The 18,929-nt window shown below is 70.3% G+C and carries 15 protein-coding genes and 4 pseudogenes; 6 read left to right on the forward strand and 13 right to left on the reverse strand.

What is annotated here, in order from left to right; translation table 11 throughout:
- Positions 1-9: 9 nt before the first annotated feature.
- Positions 10-3,198 carry a non-ribosomal peptide synthetase gene (locus ACZ49J_RS28135; protein ID WP_467452485.1) on the reverse strand — a complete coding sequence of 1,063 codons (3,189 nt, stop codon included), beginning with the start codon at positions 3,196-3,198 and terminating at the stop codon, positions 10-12.
- A gap of 226 nt (positions 3,199-3,424) precedes the next feature.
- Between ACZ49J_RS28135 and ACZ49J_RS28140 the strand changes: the two genes are divergently transcribed.
- Positions 3,425-4,693, forward strand: a complete 1,269-nt coding sequence (locus ACZ49J_RS28140; RefSeq protein ID WP_467452486.1) for an MFS transporter — start codon at positions 3,425-3,427, stop codon at positions 4,691-4,693.
- Between the two features lie 48 nt (positions 4,694-4,741).
- On the opposite strand, the gene ACZ49J_RS28145 is transcribed toward ACZ49J_RS28140, so the two are convergent.
- From ACZ49J_RS28145 to ACZ49J_RS28170, 6 genes and pseudogenes are all read right to left on the reverse strand, one after another.
- Positions 4,742-5,566, reverse strand: a complete 825-nt coding sequence (locus ACZ49J_RS28145) for an SDR family oxidoreductase (protein ID WP_467452487.1) — start codon at positions 5,564-5,566, stop codon at positions 4,742-4,744.
- Positions 5,567-6,080: 514 nt separating this feature from the next.
- Positions 6,081-6,422: a hypothetical protein gene (locus tag ACZ49J_RS28150; protein ID WP_467452488.1), complete on the reverse strand. Its 342-nt coding sequence runs from the start codon at positions 6,420-6,422 to the stop codon at positions 6,081-6,083.
- Between the two features lie 386 nt (positions 6,423-6,808).
- The gene (locus ACZ49J_RS28155; protein ID WP_467452489.1) at positions 6,809-7,681 is read right to left on the reverse strand and encodes an IS3 family transposase; all 873 of its coding nucleotides are present in this window, start codon (positions 7,679-7,681) and stop codon (positions 6,809-6,811) included.
- Positions 7,678-7,986, reverse strand: coding sequence for a transposase (locus tag ACZ49J_RS28160; RefSeq protein ID WP_467452490.1), 309 nt, complete (start codon positions 7,984-7,986; stop codon positions 7,678-7,680). Before ACZ49J_RS28160 ends, ACZ49J_RS28155 begins: the two co-directional genes overlap by 4 nt.
- A gap of 427 nt (positions 7,987-8,413) precedes the next feature.
- The gene (locus ACZ49J_RS28165; RefSeq protein WP_467452492.1) at positions 8,414-9,430 is read right to left on the reverse strand and encodes a hypothetical protein; all 1,017 of its coding nucleotides are present in this window, start codon (positions 9,428-9,430) and stop codon (positions 8,414-8,416) included.
- Between the two features lie 88 nt (positions 9,431-9,518).
- Positions 9,519-10,354: pseudogene (locus ACZ49J_RS28170) on the reverse strand (IS5 family transposase).
- A 356-nt stretch (positions 10,355-10,710) separates the two neighbouring features.
- On the opposite strand from ACZ49J_RS28170, the gene ACZ49J_RS28175 reads away from it, so the two are divergent.
- Positions 10,711-11,721: an aldo/keto reductase gene (locus ACZ49J_RS28175; protein ID WP_467452493.1), complete on the forward strand. Its 1,011-nt coding sequence runs from the start codon at positions 10,711-10,713 to the stop codon at positions 11,719-11,721.
- 6 nt (positions 11,722-11,727) lie between these two features.
- Here ACZ49J_RS28175 and ACZ49J_RS28180 read toward each other — a convergent pair whose 3' ends face one another.
- Complete coding sequence (locus tag ACZ49J_RS28180; protein ID WP_467452495.1) at positions 11,728-11,886, reverse strand: LapA family protein; 159 nt, start codon at positions 11,884-11,886, stop codon at positions 11,728-11,730.
- A 3-nt stretch (positions 11,887-11,889) separates the two neighbouring features.
- Between ACZ49J_RS28180 and ACZ49J_RS28185 the strand changes: the two are divergent.
- Both ACZ49J_RS28185 and ACZ49J_RS28190 read left to right on the forward strand, forming a co-directional pair.
- A pseudogene (locus ACZ49J_RS28185) lies at positions 11,890-12,204 on the forward strand (IS5/IS1182 family transposase); the annotation flags it as partial.
- A gap of 722 nt (positions 12,205-12,926) precedes the next feature.
- Positions 12,927-14,216, forward strand: coding sequence for a vanadium-dependent haloperoxidase (locus ACZ49J_RS28190; RefSeq protein WP_467452496.1), 1,290 nt, complete (start codon positions 12,927-12,929; stop codon positions 14,214-14,216).
- A gap of 318 nt (positions 14,217-14,534) precedes the next feature.
- On the opposite strand, the pseudogene ACZ49J_RS28195 reads toward ACZ49J_RS28190, so the two are convergent.
- A pseudogene (locus ACZ49J_RS28195) lies at positions 14,535-14,804 on the reverse strand (transposase); the annotation flags it as partial.
- A 326-nt stretch (positions 14,805-15,130) separates the two neighbouring features.
- On the opposite strand from ACZ49J_RS28195, the gene ACZ49J_RS28200 reads away from it, so the two are divergent.
- Together ACZ49J_RS28200 and ACZ49J_RS28205 are read left to right on the forward strand one after the other, a co-directional pair.
- A complete protein-coding gene (locus ACZ49J_RS28200) occupies positions 15,131-15,475 on the forward strand; it encodes a hypothetical protein (RefSeq protein WP_467452497.1) in 345 nt (114 codons plus the stop codon).
- A gap of 179 nt (positions 15,476-15,654) precedes the next feature.
- Positions 15,655-15,984: a hypothetical protein gene (locus tag ACZ49J_RS28205; protein ID WP_467452498.1), complete on the forward strand. Its 330-nt coding sequence runs from the start codon at positions 15,655-15,657 to the stop codon at positions 15,982-15,984.
- 369 nt (positions 15,985-16,353) lie between these two features.
- Here ACZ49J_RS28205 and ACZ49J_RS28210 read toward each other — a convergent pair whose 3' ends face one another.
- From ACZ49J_RS28210 to ACZ49J_RS28225, 4 genes and pseudogenes are all read right to left on the reverse strand, one after another.
- Positions 16,354-16,599, reverse strand: coding sequence for a hypothetical protein (locus ACZ49J_RS28210; RefSeq protein WP_467452500.1), 246 nt, complete (start codon positions 16,597-16,599; stop codon positions 16,354-16,356).
- A gap of 162 nt (positions 16,600-16,761) precedes the next feature.
- Positions 16,762-17,124: pseudogene (locus ACZ49J_RS28215) on the reverse strand (WhiB family transcriptional regulator); the annotation flags it as partial.
- Between the two features lie 244 nt (positions 17,125-17,368).
- Complete coding sequence (locus ACZ49J_RS28220) at positions 17,369-18,037, reverse strand: hypothetical protein (RefSeq protein WP_467452501.1); 669 nt, start codon at positions 18,035-18,037, stop codon at positions 17,369-17,371.
- Complete coding sequence (locus ACZ49J_RS28225; protein ID WP_467452502.1) at positions 18,034-18,330, reverse strand: hypothetical protein; 297 nt, start codon at positions 18,328-18,330, stop codon at positions 18,034-18,036. Before ACZ49J_RS28225 ends, ACZ49J_RS28220 begins: the two co-directional genes overlap by 4 nt.
- Between the last annotated feature and the right edge of the window lie 599 nt (positions 18,331-18,929).

Consider the following 18,929-nt stretch of genomic DNA (forward strand, 5'->3'; position numbering starts at 1 on the left):
CACCCGGCCTCACAGCTGCCCGGTGGCGGCTGCGACGACCGCCTCCTCCAGCTCGCGCGCGAGATCGGCGAGCACCGGATGGTCGAACACGGTCCGCAGCGGCAGCCGGCAGCCGCTGAGCTCGGTCAACCGGGACAGCACCCGGGTCGCCAGCAACGAGTGACCGCCGATCCGGAAGAAGTCGTCGTCCGCCCCGACCCGTTCCAGGCCGAGCACCTCCTGCCACACCTCGGCGACCAGCTCCTCGACCGGGCCGGACGGAGCCCGGTACGCGGCGGCGGCACGGAACTCCGGAGCGGGCAGGGCGGCCCGGTCGACCTTGCCGTTCGCGGTGAGCGGCAGCTCCGGCAGCACGGTGTAGGCCGCGGGGTGCATCCACCCGGGCAGCGCCCGCTCGGTGTCCTCTCGTACGGTGTCCACGTCCGCCCCGCCCCGCAGGCAGAGGTACGCGCACAGCTGCGGCTCGCCGCCGGGCGGGGTGCGCAGCGCGACCGCGGCCTCGGCCACGCCGGGGCATGCCGCGAGCACGGCCTCGATCTCACCGGGCTCGATCCGGTGCCCGCGCACTTTCACCTGCGCGTCGGTGCGGCCCAGGTACTGCAGGCACCCGTCGGCGCGCCACCGCGCCCGGTCGCCCGTGCGGTACATACGGCTGCCGTCCCCGGCCCACGGGTCGGGCAGGAACCGGCCCGCCGTCAGACCGGGGCGCCCCAGATAACCGAGGGCGACACCGGGCCCGGCCAGGAACACCTCGCCCGGACTGCCCACCGGGACGGGACGCAGCCAGACGTCCAGGACCCGCACCCGCATCCCGCGTAGCGGCCCGCCGATGTGGACGGCCCCGCCCGGCTCCAGCCGGCCGCAACTGGCCGCGATGGTGGCCTCGGTGGGCCCGTAGAGGTTGTCGAGGACGAAGGGCGGCTCCGACGGGACGCCGCCCAGGCTGTCCCCGCCGATCTGCACCGCGCGCAGAGCGAGACCTTCGGACGGCAGGCCCGAGGCCGCCGCGGCGGCGAAGAGGGGGGTGGTGAGGAAGGCCACCGTGACACCCTCCTCCGCCAGCCGCGACCAGAGTCCGCCCGGATCGAGCCGGTCCTCTTCCGGCAGCACGGTCAGGCTCGCCCCCGCCGCCAGCGCCGGGAGGGTGTCCAGCAGACCCGCGTCGAAGCTGGGGCTGGCCAGCTGCGACAGATGGTCGTCCGGCGTGAGCGCGTAGTGGTCGACGTACCAGGAGACAAAGTTGCCGATGCCCTCGTGCGTCACCAGAACGCCCTTGGGCAGGCCGGTGGAACCTGAGGTGTAGATCAGGTACGCGGGCTGCAACGGCCGTATCGTCGGGGCAGGTTGCTGAGCGGGGTGCGGGGCCGACACGTTGAGGAGTTCGACGTGCGCGGGCCACTCGGGCCGCGACCGGGTGGTGTCGTCGGTGAGCACCAGCGGACAGCCCGAGTCCTGCAGCAGATGGTCGAGGCGCTCGGCGGGGTAGGACGGGTCGAGCGGCAGATAGACCGCCCCCGCGCGCAGTACGCCGAGCAGCGCCGCGACCTGCGAGGCCGAGCGCGGCAGGCACACCCCGACCGCGGTGCCCGGGGACGTGAGACGGGAGCCGATCAGCCCGGCGACCCGGTCCACCTCCGCGCCCAGCTGGGCGTAGGTCAGCCGGGCGTCGCCGTCGACCACCGCCGGCGCGTCGGGGCGCTCCCGCACCTGGCGGTCGAAGAGGTCCAGGACCGTCGGCGGCTCACCGGCGGGGGCCCCGGTGGCGAACGCGTCGAGCTCCGTGGCCTCCTGGGCGGTGACCGCCGCCGTCAGCGACAGCCTCTGCTGGGGGGCGCGCGTCAACTCCCCCAGAAGCGCCACGAATCGGTCCGCGAGCCGTTCGATCGTACGAGGAGTGAACAGATCGGCCGCGAAGTGCGCGTCGACGGCCAGCGCGCCCCCGTCGCCCGGGCCCGCGGCGAAGGTCAGGTCGAACTGGGTCCTGGTGGTCTCCCGGTACTCCAGCCGCTCACCCCAGCCGGAACCGGCCCCGGGGACGGACTCGGCCAGGGTGAACACCGCCTGCACGAGCGGGTTGTGCCCGGGATCACGGGTCGGTGCCACGGCCTCGACCAGCCGGTCGAAGGACACCCCCTGGTGGTCGTATGCGTCGAGGACGGTGTCCCGGGTGCGGGCGACCAGCCGCGCGAACGACTCGGACTCGTCCACCCGGCCGCGCAGCGGCAGAAGGTTGACGAAGAGGCCCACGATCGCCTCGGTCTCCGCGGAGCGGCGGTTGGCCGCGACCGAGCCCACGACCGGGTCCGGCTGCCCGGTCCAGCGCGCCAGCAGGACCTGGAAGGCCGCCAGCAGCGTCTGGAACACCGAGGCCCCGCAGTCCCTCGCGGTCCGTTCGAGGGCGGCCACGGTGGCGGCCGGTATCTCGAAACGGTGGCATCCGGCGGCGAACGTACGCTCAGCGGGCCGGGGCAGATCGGTGGGGAACGCCAGCACCTGAGGCGCCCCGGCGAGGTGCTCCCGCCAGAACGCGAGGTCGTCGGCGAACACCCTGCGCTCGAACTCGGACTGCTCCCAGGCGGCGAAGTCGGCATACTGGTGGGCGAGTTCCGGCAGATCCGCCGTACGGCCCTCGATGCCGGCGCGATAAAACTCGCCGAGTTCCTGGTGCAGCAAATCCATCGACCAGCCGTCGGTGGCGATGTGATGGATCACCAGGAAGAGGATATGGTCCCGGTCCGTCAGAGAGAACAGCCCCGCACGCAGCAGCGGGCCGCGCTCCAGGTCGAAGCCAGCGGCGAAGAACTCGGCCATCCGCGCCCGGCGCACCTCGTCGTACCCGCCGCAGTCCTCGACGTGCAGCTTCAACGGCTCAACGGTGTCAACCAGTTGATGGAGCGCGCCGTCGGAGGCCAGGGCAAAGCGAGTGCGCAGCGACTCGTGCCGGGCGACCAGGGACTCCACGGCCGACCGCAGGGCCGTCATGTCTACCTCCTCGCGCAGGCGCAGCGCCAGCGTCGAGTGGTAGACGGTGCCGCCGTCCAGGTCGGCCTGGGAGCGCAACTGGTGGTCGAACCACAGCCGACGCTGGGCGGTCGACGCGATCAGCGGACGAGACCGGTCGGCCCGCGGCATGGTCGCGCGGCGCGGGCGGGAGCGGAGCCAAGCGGTGATGTCGTCGTCGGGAGAGTCAAGCGACACAGTGCCCTCCGAAGGGGCTGTTGCAACAGGAGCCTTGGGGTAGCCACGCCGTCGCCGTCTGCGCTGCCGTCGACGGCGCTTCACAGTTGATCAACGCCAGCGGGCGGCAGCAAGCCACCCGGCAAGTGACCTATGCCACTGCACAGTTGGTGGCGGCGGAGCATCTGTGGCCGGATCGGGAGGATGCCGTAGCACCTGCGGCGTCCGGCGACTGTAGGGTCCCCGCGTGATCAGACGACGAGACCGGGCCAAAAGCCCGATGCCGCGCACCTATTACCTCTGGCTGTCAGGAGCACTCGCCTCCATCCTGGGCGACGCGGTCCTGTACTTCGCGCTTGGCTGGGCGGCGGCCGCGCACGGCGGCACCGTGGCGGGTTTGGTACTCACCGCGATCAACCTGCCTCGGGTGCTGCTGCTGATCGTCGGCGGCACTGTCGGCGACCGGTTCGGTGCCCGGCGGGTGATGATCGTCGGCGACGCGGTCATGCTGGTCGGTATGCTCGTGCTCGCCGCGGTCTCCCATCAGACCGGCCCCGTCATCTGGCTGCTCGTGGCCACCGGCATACTGGTCGGTGTAAAGGACGCCTTCTACTTGCCCGCCTCCGGCTCCATGCCACTGCGGCTGGTTGGTAAGGAACCGCTGCCGCGCGCACTGGCCATGCGGCAGGGCGGGACCCAGCTGGTGACCTTCGTCGCCGGACCCCTGGGCGGCGCGCTGGTCGCCGCCGCTGGCCTGACGGGGACGGCCCTGCTGAGCGCGGCGACCTTCACCGTCATCCTGATCGTCGTGATCGCCGTACGCCCCGCCTTTGACATCCCGCCCGCCCCGAGCAGCGGCAGCTTCCTGCGCGACGCGATGGACGGCGTCGGCACCGGCATGAAGGACCCCGTCCTGCGGGCCGCGCTCCTGGTCACCGGCGGCGTCGCGGGCTTCCTGCTGCCGGTGATCCCGCTGCTGCTGCCGCTGCTGGCCCGCCAGGAGCATTGGAGCGCTGAGTGGACCGGTGTGATCTTCGGCGCGCAAAGCCTGGGGCTGCTCGGCGTGATCCTGCTGGTGATAGTCCGCGGTTCCCTTAGCCGGCCCGGACTGGCCGCCGGTGTGGGCGTGCTCGTCGCGGCCGGGGGCCTGGGCCTGCTCGCCCTGGCCCCCGGCGCCGCGGTCCCCGCGGCCGTCCTGGTAGGTGTCGGGTCGGGGCTCTTCGCCTCCCACATCGGCCCGCTGGTGCTGATGAGCGCCCCACACTCGCACCTCGCCCGCATGCAGGCCCTGCTCACCCTTGTGCAGAGCGTGGCCCTGCTGGCCATGAACAACGTCCTCGGCAACCTCTCCCGGCTCACCAGCCCCGACACGGCCCTCCTGGCCTGCGGCGCCGCCATCGCCCTGACCGGCTGCGTCGCCCTGGGCTCCCGCCCCCTGCGCACGGCTACCATTACGACACCAACCCCCGAGCCGGAGCAGGAACCGATCGTGGCGGGCGCGACCGACCCGGCGTGAGATCCTGGCATGACCCCTCGGGCCACTCTGAGGGGCTGCGCCGGCCCCTCAGCGCACCGTGAAACCGCCGTCCACCGGTACCACCGCGCCGGTCACCTGACGGGACTCGTCACTGGCCAGCCACACCGCCGTGGACGCGATGTCGGTGGCCTCCACGAGGCGGTTCATCGGCTGGGACTCGGCGAAGGTCCGCTCGTGGTCGGCGGTGGGCACATCGAGGCAGCGGGCGATCTCGACCAGCATCCGCCCCTCCAGGACCGGTTCGTCGCGCACCGAACCAGGGCAGAGCGCGTTGACGCGGATGCCGTGCGGCGCGTAGTCGAGCGCCGCCGCCCGGGTGAGGCCGACCAGCCCGTGCTTGGCGGCCACGTACGCCGCGAAGTAGCGGTAGCCGACCATGCCCGCGGTCGAGGAGACGTTGATGACACTGCCCGACCGCTGCGCGACCATCGTCGGCAGCACCGCCCGCATGGCCCGCCAGGAGCCGTTGAGGTCGATGTCCAGCATCAGAGCCCACTCGTCCTCCTCGATCTCGTGCACCGGTTGGCCCGAAGGCGCCGCGATCCCGGCGTTGTTCACCAGCACGTCGATAGCGCCGAAACGGTCGAGGGCGCTGTCCGCGGCGGCCCGCAGATCCTCGGCGACCCGTACGTCACCGGCCTGCTCGACGACCGAGGCACCGGCCGCCCGGCACTCCTCCGCGGTCGCCTTCAACTGGCTGGCGGTACCGAGCGGATACGGACAGCCCGGGTCGTCGGCGCAGATGTCGAGCAGCACCAGGTCCGCGCCCTCCTTCGCGAATGCGGTGGCCGTGGCACGGCCTATGCCGCGCGCAGCCCCCGTGATCAGTGCCGTCTTGCCTGCCAGCCGCATGGGTGAACCCCTCTGGACGTAGGTCGCGAACGTATGGCCGAATCCTACGGCGCGTGATCACCTCCGCACCGGCCGTGCGGGCACGGGTTGCGCCGTCGGTGAGGATGTTGTGCTCGCTGCCCGGCCTGGCGGGCGACGCGCTCCGGGCTTCTTTTGGAAGACCGCGCTGAACGCCTTCGACATCACCTTCCACGGACGCCTCTCAGCGGCCCGTCAGGAACCCCAACTACCCAGTTACACCACTCCAGAACCGGCGACCACCACCGGCTGAGAAGCCGCGCTGCGACACCGGCCTGCACCGCGCGGTTGCGCAGGCGAACCACGCACCTGAGACCACGGGCGAATCGGACCAGATCACCTGAGACAGAGGCCAGATCGACAGAGACAGGACACAATCCCTGCGTGGCCGCAGCCGAGCGGGGTGTTGACCCGTCTCGCTGAAGGTGAACCACGTCGGGGCTGTGACCAGCGGTGGTTCAGGTTGAGCGAGACGGAGGCGCTGTCGGCGTCTCGCTCAATCTGAGTTCTGAGGGCCAGGACTTGCCTCGCGTTCGGCGGCGAACTCGTCGAGGAGCTGGAACCACTGCGGCCAGGTCCCTACCAACACCTGGCGGAGGAGTTCGAGCTCCGGCTGGCCGAGCTTCGGCAAGCGGGAGTGATTCCGGACCCGCGGACTGCACAGATTGAGCGCCTCAAAGAACAGGTCTCCGGGCTGAAGGAGCGCCTCGCCGCGCGTGACGAGCAGATCGGCGCTCTCACCGACTTCAGGGAGCGGGCTCTCTCGCAGATCGCCGCCCAGCGGATGGAGATCGAGCGGCTTCGCGATACTGCGACTTCTCATTGCGATGTCACGCATACTTCTCACCTAATTGTCATCAATTATGGCTGGCCAGGAAGCAATTCTTTGACATCAAGAGAGATGATTCAGTGACATGAGATAAGAATCCCCAGCGCACCGATATGAGAAGCCCATAGGGCCAGTCCTCTGATCTGCTGTTTTGCTTGCCTGGCTGGAGGAGATGTCACGCGCTTGGGGAAGGCGCAACAAGTGGTTCTGCAGGCTTACAGCCCCCACCTACGTGGGAAGCGACATCGGCGACTCGGCATGCACGCGCGAGACGGACCCCCACTTGTGTAAGGAGGACGGCGCGGTTCTCGGCTATGTCGTTCCTGCCCCGGGACAGACCCCCACGCGTGCGGGGTGAGCTTGTTCCGCTTTGACGGACACCATCGGTGTGGTGGTCAGGCCGCGAGGGTGGCCTCGTAGGCGGCGGGTGTGCGGTAGCCGAGACTGCTGTGCAGCCGCTGCAAGTTGTACCAGCTCTCGATCCACTCGAATATCGCGGTGCGGGCGGCGGCCCGGCTGGGCCAGAAACGGGTGTCGATCAGCTCGTTCTTCAGGGTGGCGAAGAACGACTCGGCCAGCGCGTTGTCCCAGCACTGCCCGGTGCGGCCGACCGAGAGCCGGACGCCGAACTCCGTTGCGAGGAGGGCGAATTCACGGCTGGTGTACTGGCAGTCGCGATCCGAGTGGAAGATCACCGGACCGGCCGGGCGGCGGGTGCGGCAGGCGGCGCGCAGGGCGTCGGCGACCAGTTCGGTTCGCAGATGGTCGGCAGCGGCCCAGCCGACGACCCGGCGGGAGGCGATGTCGATGATGGTGGCCAGGTAGAGCCGGCCCTCCTCGGTGGCGATGTAGGTGATGTCGCCGCACCAGCGGGTGTCGACCGCGGTCGGGTCGGGCTGGAAGTCGCGCAGGACCAGATCAGGGCGGGTGGCCGCGTGCGGGTCGGGGATGGTGGTGCGGTGGCGGCGTCTTCGGTGCCGGCCGGCCAGTCCGGCCAGGCGCATGAGCCGGGCCACCCTGCGGCGTCCGCAGCCGGCGCCCTCGCGCTGGAGAACGGCGTGGACGCGCGGGGCCCCGTAGGTTCCGCGGGACTGCTCTTGCACGGCCGTGATCTGCTGCGTCAGCTCGGCGTCCCGCACTGCACGGGGTCCCGGGGTGCCGGTGCGGCGGGCATAGAAGGCGGCTCGGGAGACCGTGAGCAGTTCACACGCACGCTTGACGTTGTGACCTGCGGTTTTCTCCGCCTCGATGAACGGGTGCACCGTCACCGGGTCTCCTTCGCGAAGAAAGCCGTGGCCCGCTTGAGGATCTCCACGTCCTCCCGCAGGCTGCGGTTCTCCCGCCGCAGTGCGGCCAGTTCCTCACGTTCGCTGCTGGTCAGGCCGTCCCGCTCGCCGGCGTCGACCTCGGCCTGCTTGACCCAGTCCCGCACCGCGGTCTCGGTCAGGTTGAAGTCCTTGGCGACCTGACCGACCGAGCGGTCACCCCGTCGGCACAGCTCGACGATCTCGTCCTTGAACTCCGGCGTGAACGAGCGGCGAGGGCGAAACCTCTTCCTCCCCATACTCTCCATGATGGACATCATCCTTCCGGGGCCGAAGCCCCTGATCTCTGATGTCCGTCAAAGCCGATCAATCCCAGGGGAGGACGGGGAAGACATGACTCCGGTGACCTCGCGAGAGGACAGAACCCCCACGCGTGTGGGGAGGACTACTCGATTAGGGCCGTATTGGCGCTGGAGAACGACAGACCCCCACGCGTGTGGGGAGGCCGGCGCACCTCAGGTCCATGGGTGGGCCTCGTACGACAGACCCCCACGCGTGTGGGAGGCCCCTTTCCTACCTGCGGCTTTGGAGACCGGTAGGGCGTTTTTGCTCACTTTACATGACCTGGTCGTGCTGATCAGAGTCGCTGCTTGGCGCAGTCTGTCCGTGGTAGTTCGGCCTGAACCGCCCGACCGGTAGGTGGATTTGGGGTCACCGGTAGCGCGGTAGTTGCGCTTACCTGTGGGGTTTCTTTCGTTGGGCGCGGGTTGACCGGCGGGGTTGCTGGCGGGCTGTAGCCGGCGGCCGGTGCTGAACGGAGGGTGTGGGCTGGATGCGGACGGATACGAGTCCTGCGGCGAGGAGGCCGCTGTCGATGGCGCTTTTGATGTGGCGGCCCAGTTCGGCGGGTGAGGCCATGAGCCGCCGGTGCGTGGGGGAGTCGTTGAGGGCGAAGCCGTAGCCGAAGTAGACCACCGCGCTGTGGCGGGAGCGGGCTGCCTGTCGCCATTGGCTGGAGGCTCGCACGGTTGCGCGGGCGATGACCGTGCCGTCGTCGTGTTCGAGGGTCAGCTGGTGGCCGGTCAGTACGAGGGTGAGGTGCTGGGGTGAGATGAGGGTGGGCTGCGGTCCGGCCAGTCGGCGCAGGCCCTTGTCGCAGGCTCGGTGGACCTGGAGCTCGATGGACTTGCCGGTGTCGGGGGAGGTGGCACCGACCATTTTCTGGGGTTGCAGGATGATCAGAGCCTTCGGGCCGGGCAGGAACTTTCGGGCTTCTGGCAGGAGGAGGTCGATGGTGGAGCGTCCGGCGAGGCTGCCGTAGGCCGGATCTGTGGACAGCGACAGCACCGCGTGGCACCGGGCTGCCTCGTAGGCGTCTTTGACCGCTGGGTCCCGATCAAGCGAGGGCAGGCCGGTTGCCAGGATGGCGTCTGCCTCCTCCTGGTAGTGACGCTGCACCGTCTCACCCATCACGGCCGACAGCCGCGGCATCAAGCCGGTATAGATCCGTTCCCACACGCTGTCCGGGTCGTAGGGCTCGGTGAACGTCTTGTCGTTGAGCTGGCTCATCTGCTCCAGGAACCCCCCATACCGGGAGTTTCCGTTCATGGCCCGCCAGCTGTCGTGCACCACCTGCAGCAGGGTGAACCGGGCCTCATCGGTGGCCGTCTCGAGCGCCGGATTCTCGGTGATGCCGGTTTCCTCCAGTAGCCGTCCCAAAAGTTCCACCGCACGCTGCTCTCCCTGGGTCACCCACGTCCAGGCGCAGTGGCAGCCGACGTTGTGCACCAGGTGGTGCAGAGCGAACCCGTACAGCGTGCGAGGGCCGGCATAAGAGGTCCTAACAAAGGCGTTGGACGTGTCGGTGGGTGATGATGCAGGTGGCGAGGCCGAGGAAGGCTTCGTGGATGTCGTCGCGCCGCTCCCAGCGGATGCGCAGACGGCGGAAACCGTGCAGCCAGGCGATCGTGCGCTCGACCACGTACCGAAGGACGCCGAGACCGGAGCCGTGTGGCTGGCCTCGTTCGGCGATGACTGGGCGGATGCCGCGGGCCCAGAGCAGACGCCGGTACTTGTCGTGGTCGTAGCCGCGGTCGGCCAGGAGCGCGTCGGGCCTGCGTCTGGGCCGGCCGACGAGACCGGCCACGGCCGGAACCTTTTCGAGCAGGGGCAGCAGCTGCGTGACGTCGTTGCGGTTTCCGTCGGTCAGCGACACCGCGAGCGGGATGCCCTGTCCGTCGGTGAGGACGTGGTGCTTGCTGCCCGGCCGTGCGCGGTCGACCGGGCTGGGCCCGCTTTTGGGCCACGCCGAGCGGCCCGCACGTGGGAGGAGTCGATCACCGCCCGCGACCAGTCCAGCTTCTTCGCCGCCCGCAGCTTCTTCAGCAGCACCAGGTGCAGTGCGTCCCACACACCGGCCTCGTTCCACGCGGCCAGGCGCCGCCAGCACGTCATCCCCGAGCCGAAGCCCAGCTCCTGGGGCAGATACTCCCACTGGATGCCGGTATGGAGCACGAACAGGATCCCGCACAACGACTGCCGGTCCGGCACCCGAGGCCGGCCCTCCACAAGCTTCGGCGCCGGCTCGGGCAGCAACGGCTCGATCAGCGACCACAGTTCGTCCGAGACGATCCACGGCCGCGACTCCCTCTTCCCCACGACAAGACCAACGAGCACTCAAGCAGACAGTCACATGATCAACGGCTTCTGTTAGGACCTCTTAGAGATCCCGCGGGTAGGGGCGCCGTCGCGAGCGCCGCGATACCGCCGCCCGGACCAGCGGAATCTCTCAGTGATCGAGCGATGATCGGTCGTGGCGACGGACCCGCGAGGGCGGTTTGCCGTCGGGGGGCTGAGTAGTGCCCCACGCGCTCGGCCGAGAATCGACAGTTTGGTATCCGCTACCACCGGGTTCTCTGGTACGTCTGGCCGAAACGGTCAAAACCTGACAGGGCGCACATGCTTCACACCTCCGAATTCCGGACCGAGACGTGTTTGCGTTGGAGCGCACTTCAATTCCTAGGTTCGGAAGCATGCGATACATCAAACTCGGAACGACCGGACTGGAAGTCTCCGCCATCACCCTCGGCTGCATGAGCTTCGGCGAGCCGGACCGGGGCGGCGAGCCCTGGTCGCTGGGCGCGGACGCCAGCCGGGACATCATCAAGCAGGCCCTCGAGGGCGGCGTCAACTTCCTCGACACGGCCAATGGATACAGCGCCGGAAGCAGCGAGGAGATCGTCGGCCAGGCGGTCAAGGACTTCACCCGGCGCGAGGAGGTCGTTCTCTCCACCAAGGTCTGGATGCGGATGCGCCCCGGCCCGAACGGCGCCGGGCTGTCCCGCAAGGCGATCTTCGCCGAGCTCGACGCCTCCCTGAAGCGACTGGGGACCGACTACATCGACCTGTACCAGATCCACCGCTGGGACTACGACACCCCGATCGAGGAAACCCTCGAGGCGCTGCACGACGCGGTCAAGTCCGGGAAGGTCCGCTACATCGGAGCCTCTTCCATGTACGCCTGGCAGTTCGCCAAGGCCCTGTACCTGGCTGACCTGAACCGCTGGACCCGGTTCGTGTCGATGCAGGACCACTACAACCTCATCCACCGAGAAGCAGAGCGGGAGATGCTCCCGCTCTGCGCCGACCAGGGCATCGGCGTGATCCCGTGGAGCCCGCTGGCGCGGGGCAGGCTGACGCGGGCCCGGGACACCGCCACGGCGCGTGCCGAGACCGACGAGGGCGGCAAGATCCTCTACCGCGACGAGGACCAGGCAGTGGCCGAGCGTGTCCACGAGATCGCGGGCAAGCGGGGTCTGTCCCCGGCCCAGGTCGCCCTGGCCTGGGTCATGCGAAACCCGGCGGTGACCTCGCCCATCGTCGGGGTCACCAAGCCGGCCCAGTTGGCCGACGCGGTCGCCGCGGTGGACGTCGAACTCGACGAAGACGAGGCCGCCTACTTGGAGGAGCCCTACCAGCCGCACGATGCCGCCTACCTGGAGGATTCCTTCTACAAGCAGCGGCCTGTGGCGGGCTCCCGGTAGTCCGGGCTACCGCCGGGCCTTCGACGAGTCCTTGGCCTCGGCCTTCACAGCCCTGTGGTCGGCCCGGCGGTGCTTGCGGGCGGTCGCGCGCAACTGCATGATCCGCGCGCTGCCCGCCAGCGCGGTGAGCAGGATGCCCGTCACCGCGGCCGGCAGCAGGGCCACGGGCAGATCACGGTGCACCTTGACGCGGGCTACGACTCCACGGTCACCCGCAAACTGCTGACCGGTCTCGGCTGCGAGTGGCGGATCCAGCCCAAGCGCGTCCTGATCCCGATCAACCACATTCGCCGCTGGGTCGTCGAGCGCACCAACTCCTGGTACAGCCGCGGCTTCAACGTCACCCTGTCCTGCACGGAACGTCGAGCGGTCGTCATCAACGTACTTCTCGCGTTGATGACCGCGATCATCGTGATCCGACGCCTCATCCGCGAAGCCTGGACCAACCAACGCTGGGACACACGGCCAGCCCGCCGACCATGACGCCTTGTCTCTACCCGCGGAATCTCTTACGCCGACCAGGTCGAACAGCGACCAGTCTTCGTGTTCCCACCCGCCTCCACACGGGTCGCGGCGCGGAGCCCGAGGCGCGCCGGTGGCGCGAGGCGAAAGCTCACCTGCTCGCCCGCCCTTGACCTGCTCCCTGGCCGGATGTACACGCCGAGACCGGACTGGAGCAGGCCCCGTTGTCGGTGAGTGCCGCCCGGCAGTCGAAGTTGACGGAGCCTCCTCCTGACCCGCGCTCGCCGCCCGGGAGGCCGACGCCTCGCTCCCGTATGCTCCGACGCGCCACCGCACGGCTCAGGCGGGCAGAGTCATCGGCCCGCCGCCACGACGGCCAGGCCCGGCGGACTGCCGACTCCGCTCGGGAGGAGCTCCTGGGCCGGTACTACGCGCGCCCCTTGTCGTACACCGCCTGCACGTGGACCCCCCCTGCTCTCCGCCTTCGCTTCGCGCCGACCGCGCCCAGAGGCGCCCGGACTTCCTGCCCGTGTCCTCCGTCCCGGCGGCCGCCTTCGCCACCACGGCCGACCGGCCCGCCCGGAGGGCGCTCTGGCCGAGTGCTCCCGGCCGGAGCCCGCGCATTCGTCGCCGAGGTGGCGGACATCCGGGTGTGAACCCCGTCAGATTGTCGATGTAACGACAAAACTAACCCCTGCCTATAGGCTCGGACAGTCTGTCACCGACAAGCCCATGGGGGTCTCGTGACACAACGCCCGCTCGCCGGATCATTCAGAGGGTTACGTCGTATCGCGGTCCTCACCGTACTCGCCCTGACCGTCCCATTGACGGCCACCGCCGCCGAGGCACACAGCGGCGTGGAGGCCACCCCGGGCAATCCCGTCATCGCCTGGAACATCCATGCCCAGACCGCCATCCACGACACCGCCAAGCAGTCGCCCACCACCAGCACCCGCAGTTTCGCCATCGTGCAGGGCGCCGTGTACGACGCGGTCAACGCCGTCGCCGGCCGTCCGTACGAGCCCCTGGTCAGCGCGCCCCGCAGCCGCCCCGGGGACTCCACCGCCGCGGCGGTGGCCGCGGCCGCCCACGACACGCTGCTGTGGCTCTTCCCCGGGCAGGCCGAGTGGCTGAACGCCCGGTACGACGAGGCCCTGGCCGCGATCCCCGACGGCCGTGCCGAGGATGGCGGGGTGGCCGTCGGCAGGGCCGCCGCCGCGGCAATGACCGAGAGCCGCCGTGACGACGGCTTCGACCCCACCGCGCCGTGGACCGTCGGCACCGGGCCGGGCGAATACCGGCTCACCCCGCCCGGCTACGTCAACGTCGGCGCCTGGGTGCCGAACCTGAAGCCGTTCATCGTCCCCGACGCCGGCGCCTACCGGGTCAAGCCCCCGCCGGCCCTGACCGGCGCCGCCTGGGCCCGCAACCTGAACGAGGTCCAGAGCCTCGGCGCGGCCACCAGTACCGTCCGCACCGAGGACCAGACCGAGGCGGCGATCTGGTGGGACGACCCCCGGATGGTCGAATGGTCGATCACCCGGCAACTCGCCGGCGCGCACCGCCTCAGCAGCCTCCGGACGGCCCGGCTGCTCGCCATGGTGTACGTGGCCTCCGCCGACACCCTGATCGCCTGTTACAAGGCCAAGGCACACTGGAACTTCTGGCGCCCAGTGACGGCCATTCCGCTCGCCGGCACCGACGGCAACGCGGCCACCGATCCCGACCCGGACTGGACGCCGCTGCGGGTCACCGCCCCGTCGCCGGAGTACCCGTCGGGCCACGCCTGCTTCACCACGGCGGTCATGACAGCCCTGGGGGCGTTCTTCGGCCGTGACGACCTCACGTTCGCCGCGTACAGCCCCGCCTCCGGCACGACCCGCCACTACGCCAGCCTTCAGGCGGCGGCAGCCGAACTCCTGGAGGCGCGCATCTGGGCCGGCGTGCATTACCGCTTCGCCTCCGAGCACGGGCACCGGCTCGGGCTGGCGGTCACCCGCGATGTCCTGAACCGCGCCTTCCAGCGGCGCTGACGCGACCGTCCCTTCCTCCACCGCCGGGAGGACAGCTCGGGACAGCACCGACCCACCAGCGCCCTGGCCCGTCGCCTCGAAGCCGACAGATACCGCTTACGGCCGGTCCGTCGCCGTATCCGGTCATGCTGCCTGGTTGTTGCGGGCAGGGTGCGACACCGAGCATCCAACGGAGTTCCTCGTGCGACAGAAGGATCTTGGTCGATCTCCTGTCTATGGGGAACTCCGTTCCCGTCGACAGCAGCCGGGCTCAGGCACGGTGGCCCAGCGGGGGGCAGGAGGTTGTCCCCTGGCCAAAAGGGGTGCTCGGCCGCAAAGGCCCAGCCGGTGCGAGGACTCGATGCCTTTGCGGTCGATGCGGTGGCGGATGCCTCGCTTGCGAAGCCATCGGTGCAACTGGTCGTAGTCGTAGCCCTTGTCGGCATGGAGCTTGGCCGGGCGCCGACGACGCGGGCCGCGCCGGGAGCGGATCGGCGGGATCCCCCGCACCAGCGGCTTCAGGCAGAGGCTGTCGTGCATGTTGGCACCGGAGATGCCCAGCGACATGGGCAGACCGTTCCGGTCCGTGATCAGGTGGATCTCCGATCCGTATCCCTGATGCCGAAAACGCGCAGTGATCCGCCCGCCGGGCCCCGGATGCGGGGCCCGGCCCTCGACTGCCAGGAGGTCCTGGAACGCCGACCCTCTCGATTCCGCGCCGGAGTGGACGATCACCGACCGGATCCGTCTCTGGCCGTGCGAGGAAGGCTCTGTGCCGTTCCGCCCCTGAGGGCCGCGCTCAGCAGCGCAGCGCGAGATGACGAGTCCCGCTGCGTGGATGGGAGCCGTTGGAACCAGGTATTCGATTACGTGGTTCTACTGAAGCATCCAGGAACAGCGCGTGGGATGTTCGCCCGTAAACGGTGGGGGCTTCGATGATGTTCGGGTTTTCGGACGAGTGGTGGGTGGTACTGCTCTTCCCGGTGGTGCTGTGGGTGCCGTTGGGGCCCTTCGTCATGGGCGCCATGGGGGTGTGGTACGCCCTCAGGCCTGGCTGGCGGCCGCGGCTGTGGTCGGTGCTGCTGCCGCTGGAGCCGGTGGTGGCCTCGGGGATCGCCGTGGTCATGCCCCTGGACAGCTGGGACGATCCGACCCGGATGGACGACCTCTGGGGCTACTTGTCGGTCTACGTGCTGGGCATCACGGTGCTGCCCTGGCTGCTCGGTTACGGCATCACGCGTGTGACGCGCACCCTGCGCGCCCGCCGGAAAGGGGCCTGATGGCGACGGAGGACGGGGAGGACAGAGAGGGCGGGGAGGGGCAGAGGGGTCGTCGGCGTGGGCGAGCGGGCTCCTGCGGTGGCTCGGGGGGTGTTCGCCTACATCGGGGTGTCCCTGGCCGTCGCCGCTGGACGCCCGCCGACCTGCAGCGGGCGGGCCGCTCTCTGCGGCGCCACCACATGCCCGTCGAGCACACTGCGGACCGATACATCTACGCCCTCGTCACCGTTGCGGTCGAGCTGCGCTTCGCGCGGGAGAGGAACGAGTTCGCCGACAGGAACCTGACCGACCGCTTCCGTGGCGCGGAGTCCGACCTCGAGATCGCCGCACACACCCTGGAGACCGGCTTCAACCTCGCCGACCGCGCCCCGGATCTCCCGTACGGCCAGAAGGAGTTGCTGGCCCTGATCGGCCCCTGCTACGCCTCGGCGGCCGTGCACCTGCGTCTGGCCGCCCACACGCTCAGCGGCCGCTATCCGCTCCCTCCACGGCCCGCCGTCCCGGCGTAGCGCCGCAGCGCGGGGCCGAGGAAGCCGACGAGCGGGGCGCCGCACCCGTCCTGTGGGCTGTTCGGCCTGGTGATGTGCGGGAAGACGGACAGCGGGTTTGTCGAACCGGGTGGCCACCGCCCGGTTTCGGTTGAGGCGGTTGATGCCCAACTCGACCGCGTGCCGAGCCTTGTAGTCCTCGCGGTCGAAGGCGGGAGGGCGGCCGCCGCTGCTTCCGCGCCGGATACGGTGACCGGCCTGCTCGGCGGGTTCTGGGATGGTGCACCGGATCCCGCGCCGGCGGCGTACCCCAGCGCGCCGCCGACCTCGGGTGCGGATACACGGTGCCGCCAGCCGCCGGCTCCTCCCCGCGCGGGACGCCGGGGTGGTTCAGCAGCTCCCCGGCGGGGACGAGCAGGCGGGCGCCGGAGCGACGGCGGGTGTCTTGGCGGAGCCCGGCGGTACGGACGCGAGGCCGACCAGGACGACCGCGGCCGCCGTGATCGCCATGTACAGGTCCCCACGCGGACGGATTTCGCTGCTGCGCCGCTTTGTGTCGACGTAGACAGCGCTGGCGGCGACCGCCGACACCATGAAGGTGAGCAGCAGGCCGGCGGTGATGGCGAGCTCGGTCATCGGAGTCATTCTCACGGGGTCGGTAACGCGTGGGCACGGGCGCCGGGTCTTGCCCGGCGGCCTTCTGAGCGGGCGTGTGGCGGCACAGCGGAGCAGCCCGACCGCCTTGAACGCCGGGCTTGTGGATGTGGTTGCGGGCGTGGGAGGCGCCGCGCCCGCCTTCTACATGGCCTGCTCGAATATGACGGTGAGATCCTCGTCCTCACTCGGCAGGATCCCCGCGCCGCGCTCGTACTCCCTGCGCAGGGTCTCCAGCAGCCGGCGCCAGGAGGTCACTGTCGGGCGGCGGCGCAGCAGTGCGCGGCGCTCGCGTTCGGTCATGCCTCCCCAGAGGCCGAACTCGACCCGGTTGTCCGGCGCGTCCCCCAGGCATTCGGTCCGCACCGGGCACGCGCGGCATACGGTCTTGGCCCGGTTCGCCACAGCGCCCTGGACGAACAGCTCGTCCGGGCCGGTCTGGACGAACAGCTCGTCCGGGTCGGTGGTGCGGCACGCCGCCCGCGCACTCCAGTCGGGTACCCAGCCGGACGAGCGCCTGGGCGGGGTCGCTTCGTTGGCCGAGGCCTGGAGGGTGCCGCTGGCGTGCTTGCGTATGCCGCCGAGGATCCCTCCGCGTGGACGGGATGCCGCGGAAGGCGGTCATGAGCGGACACGGGAGGGCCCGGTGCGGCCCGGGGCGTCGTCCTCTTCGCGGAGCGGGGTGTCGCAGGGGGCGCCACCCGGTCGGCACGTGGTCGGCCGGGGCGTCGTGGCTGGTGCGGATGCGGGTTCATGGTGTCTGGGGGTCCCGGGCGCGGCGCTGGGAGATGAGGTGTTGGGCGAGGGGGGCGAAGGGGTGCTCCTCGGGTATGGGCGGCGTGGTCAGGATGGTGTGGATGCGGTTCCAGGCGTCGCGCCAGGGGGTGAGGGCGTGTGCGGGGATGCCGCAGCCGATGAGGTAGGCCTCGTACTGGCGCTGGTCGGTGGGCAGGCGTTCGCGATTGATGATGCGGGAGGCGTTGGTGAGGGGGAGGCGGGGCACGTGGTCGGCGGCGTTTCCGGCGCGGCGTTGGAGCGTGCGCAGGGGCGGGGCGCCGGCTTTCTCGTAGGCGGCGGCGAGTGCGGCCAGGAGGTCGGCGTCGTTACGGACATAGGCCGGTGCGGGGGCGTTGAGGGCGCGCAGCCGGCCGCGTTCCTCGATGCGGGCTCGGCGCCACATCCGCAGTGCGTCGGCGACAGCCCGCGGGTCACGGGTAATCCCTTCGACGTAGGCGATCACGTTCTCTTCTCGCGGCACGGGCCCGGTATGACGCGCGGTGCGCTGGAGTGTGGAGACCGACAAGCCCGTGCGGCGGGAGAGTTCGCACCAGGCCGGGCCGTTTATCCAGTGCAGCGTGGTGAGGAAGGAGGCGAGGGCAGCCCGGTCCCGGGCGGGCGCCTGTGCGGTCCGGGTGGTCACGGCCGAGGCTCCTGCGCCGCGCGGGCGGCGGCCGCCGCGAGCACGCCGGCGAGGCGGCCGCGCGAGAGCGGGCCGGTGAGACGGCCGCCCGCGAACGCGACGGCCACGGTGCCGATCGCGCCGCAGCCGCTGATGACGGCGAGGACGTCGCCGACAGGCATGCCGGTCACGGCGAGTATGCCGCCGATGACGGGAAACGCGACGACACCGGCGACCTGCGCCGCGCTGGGGCGGGCGCGGCCATCAGGGGCAAGGGCAGGGGCGGGTGGGGAGGAGGGGACGGCATGAGGCACGCGGGCACTCCTGTAGCGGGCCGGGCCCGTTCGCATGCTGGGAGCGGGCCGCCGGGAATGGACGGGTCGCAATGGACCGGCTTCCGCGGGCAGTTGGCGCTGCCCGTGCTCGGGGTCGGTGCGCCAGAGCATGCCACGCCTCAAAGCTGCACCGCCTCCTCCGATCGCCCTAAATGTCCGCCAGTTGGTCAAGGCTGTTCCAGCATCCGATGTCACGCGGTGACCCCGGGCTTCCGGCTCAGCGGGCCTGATACGGATCTGCCGCATCACGACCAGTAGCCCCGGCCGCCGATCGGTTACCGTCGGCCACGACGATGGTCATCCGTGTTCCAGCCCTGCTTGCCCCTGGACGAGTGCCCGGTTCATGATGCGGGGCATCCGCTGACCGGCTCTCAGCCGGCAGCACTCCTGAGCTGTACGGGTCGCGATTCCGGCGCATCAGGACATCCCGCAGACCGTGTTGGCGCACGTTCTGCCCGGCTGGGGGCTCGGCACACCGCGTGCGCCGGGCCCCAGCCCGCATCGCCTCGCGGCTGTCGCGCCGCCTGGTCGGCTCCGCTGTATCCGGCCACAGGCTCGTGGTTGGCGGTCTACGGTGC

This window comes from Streptomyces sp. NPDC030840, assembly GCF_055572015.1.

Coding starts and splice junctions, on each gene's coding strand:
- ACZ49J_RS28210 (WP_467452500.1), bottom strand. CDS start 16,599: ATGACCGAGCTCGCCATCACCGCCGGCCTGCTGCTCACCTTCATGGTG.
- ACZ49J_RS28175 (WP_467452493.1), top strand. CDS start 10,711: ATGCGATACATCAAACTCGGAACGACCGGACTGGAAGTCTCCGCCATC.
- ACZ49J_RS28145 (WP_467452487.1), bottom strand. CDS start 5,566: ATGCGGCTGGCAGGCAAGACGGCACTGATCACGGGGGCTGCGCGCGGC.
- ACZ49J_RS28200 (WP_467452497.1), top strand. CDS start 15,131: ATGATGTTCGGGTTTTCGGACGAGTGGTGGGTGGTACTGCTCTTCCCG.
- ACZ49J_RS28150 (WP_467452488.1), bottom strand. CDS start 6,422: ATGCGTGACATCGCAATGAGAAGTCGCAGTATCGCGAAGCCGCTCGAT.
- ACZ49J_RS28160 (WP_467452490.1), bottom strand. CDS start 7,986: ATGGAGAGTATGGGGAGGAAGAGGTTTCGCCCTCGCCGCTCGTTCACG.
- ACZ49J_RS28205 (WP_467452498.1), top strand. CDS start 15,655: ATGCCCGTCGAGCACACTGCGGACCGATACATCTACGCCCTCGTCACC.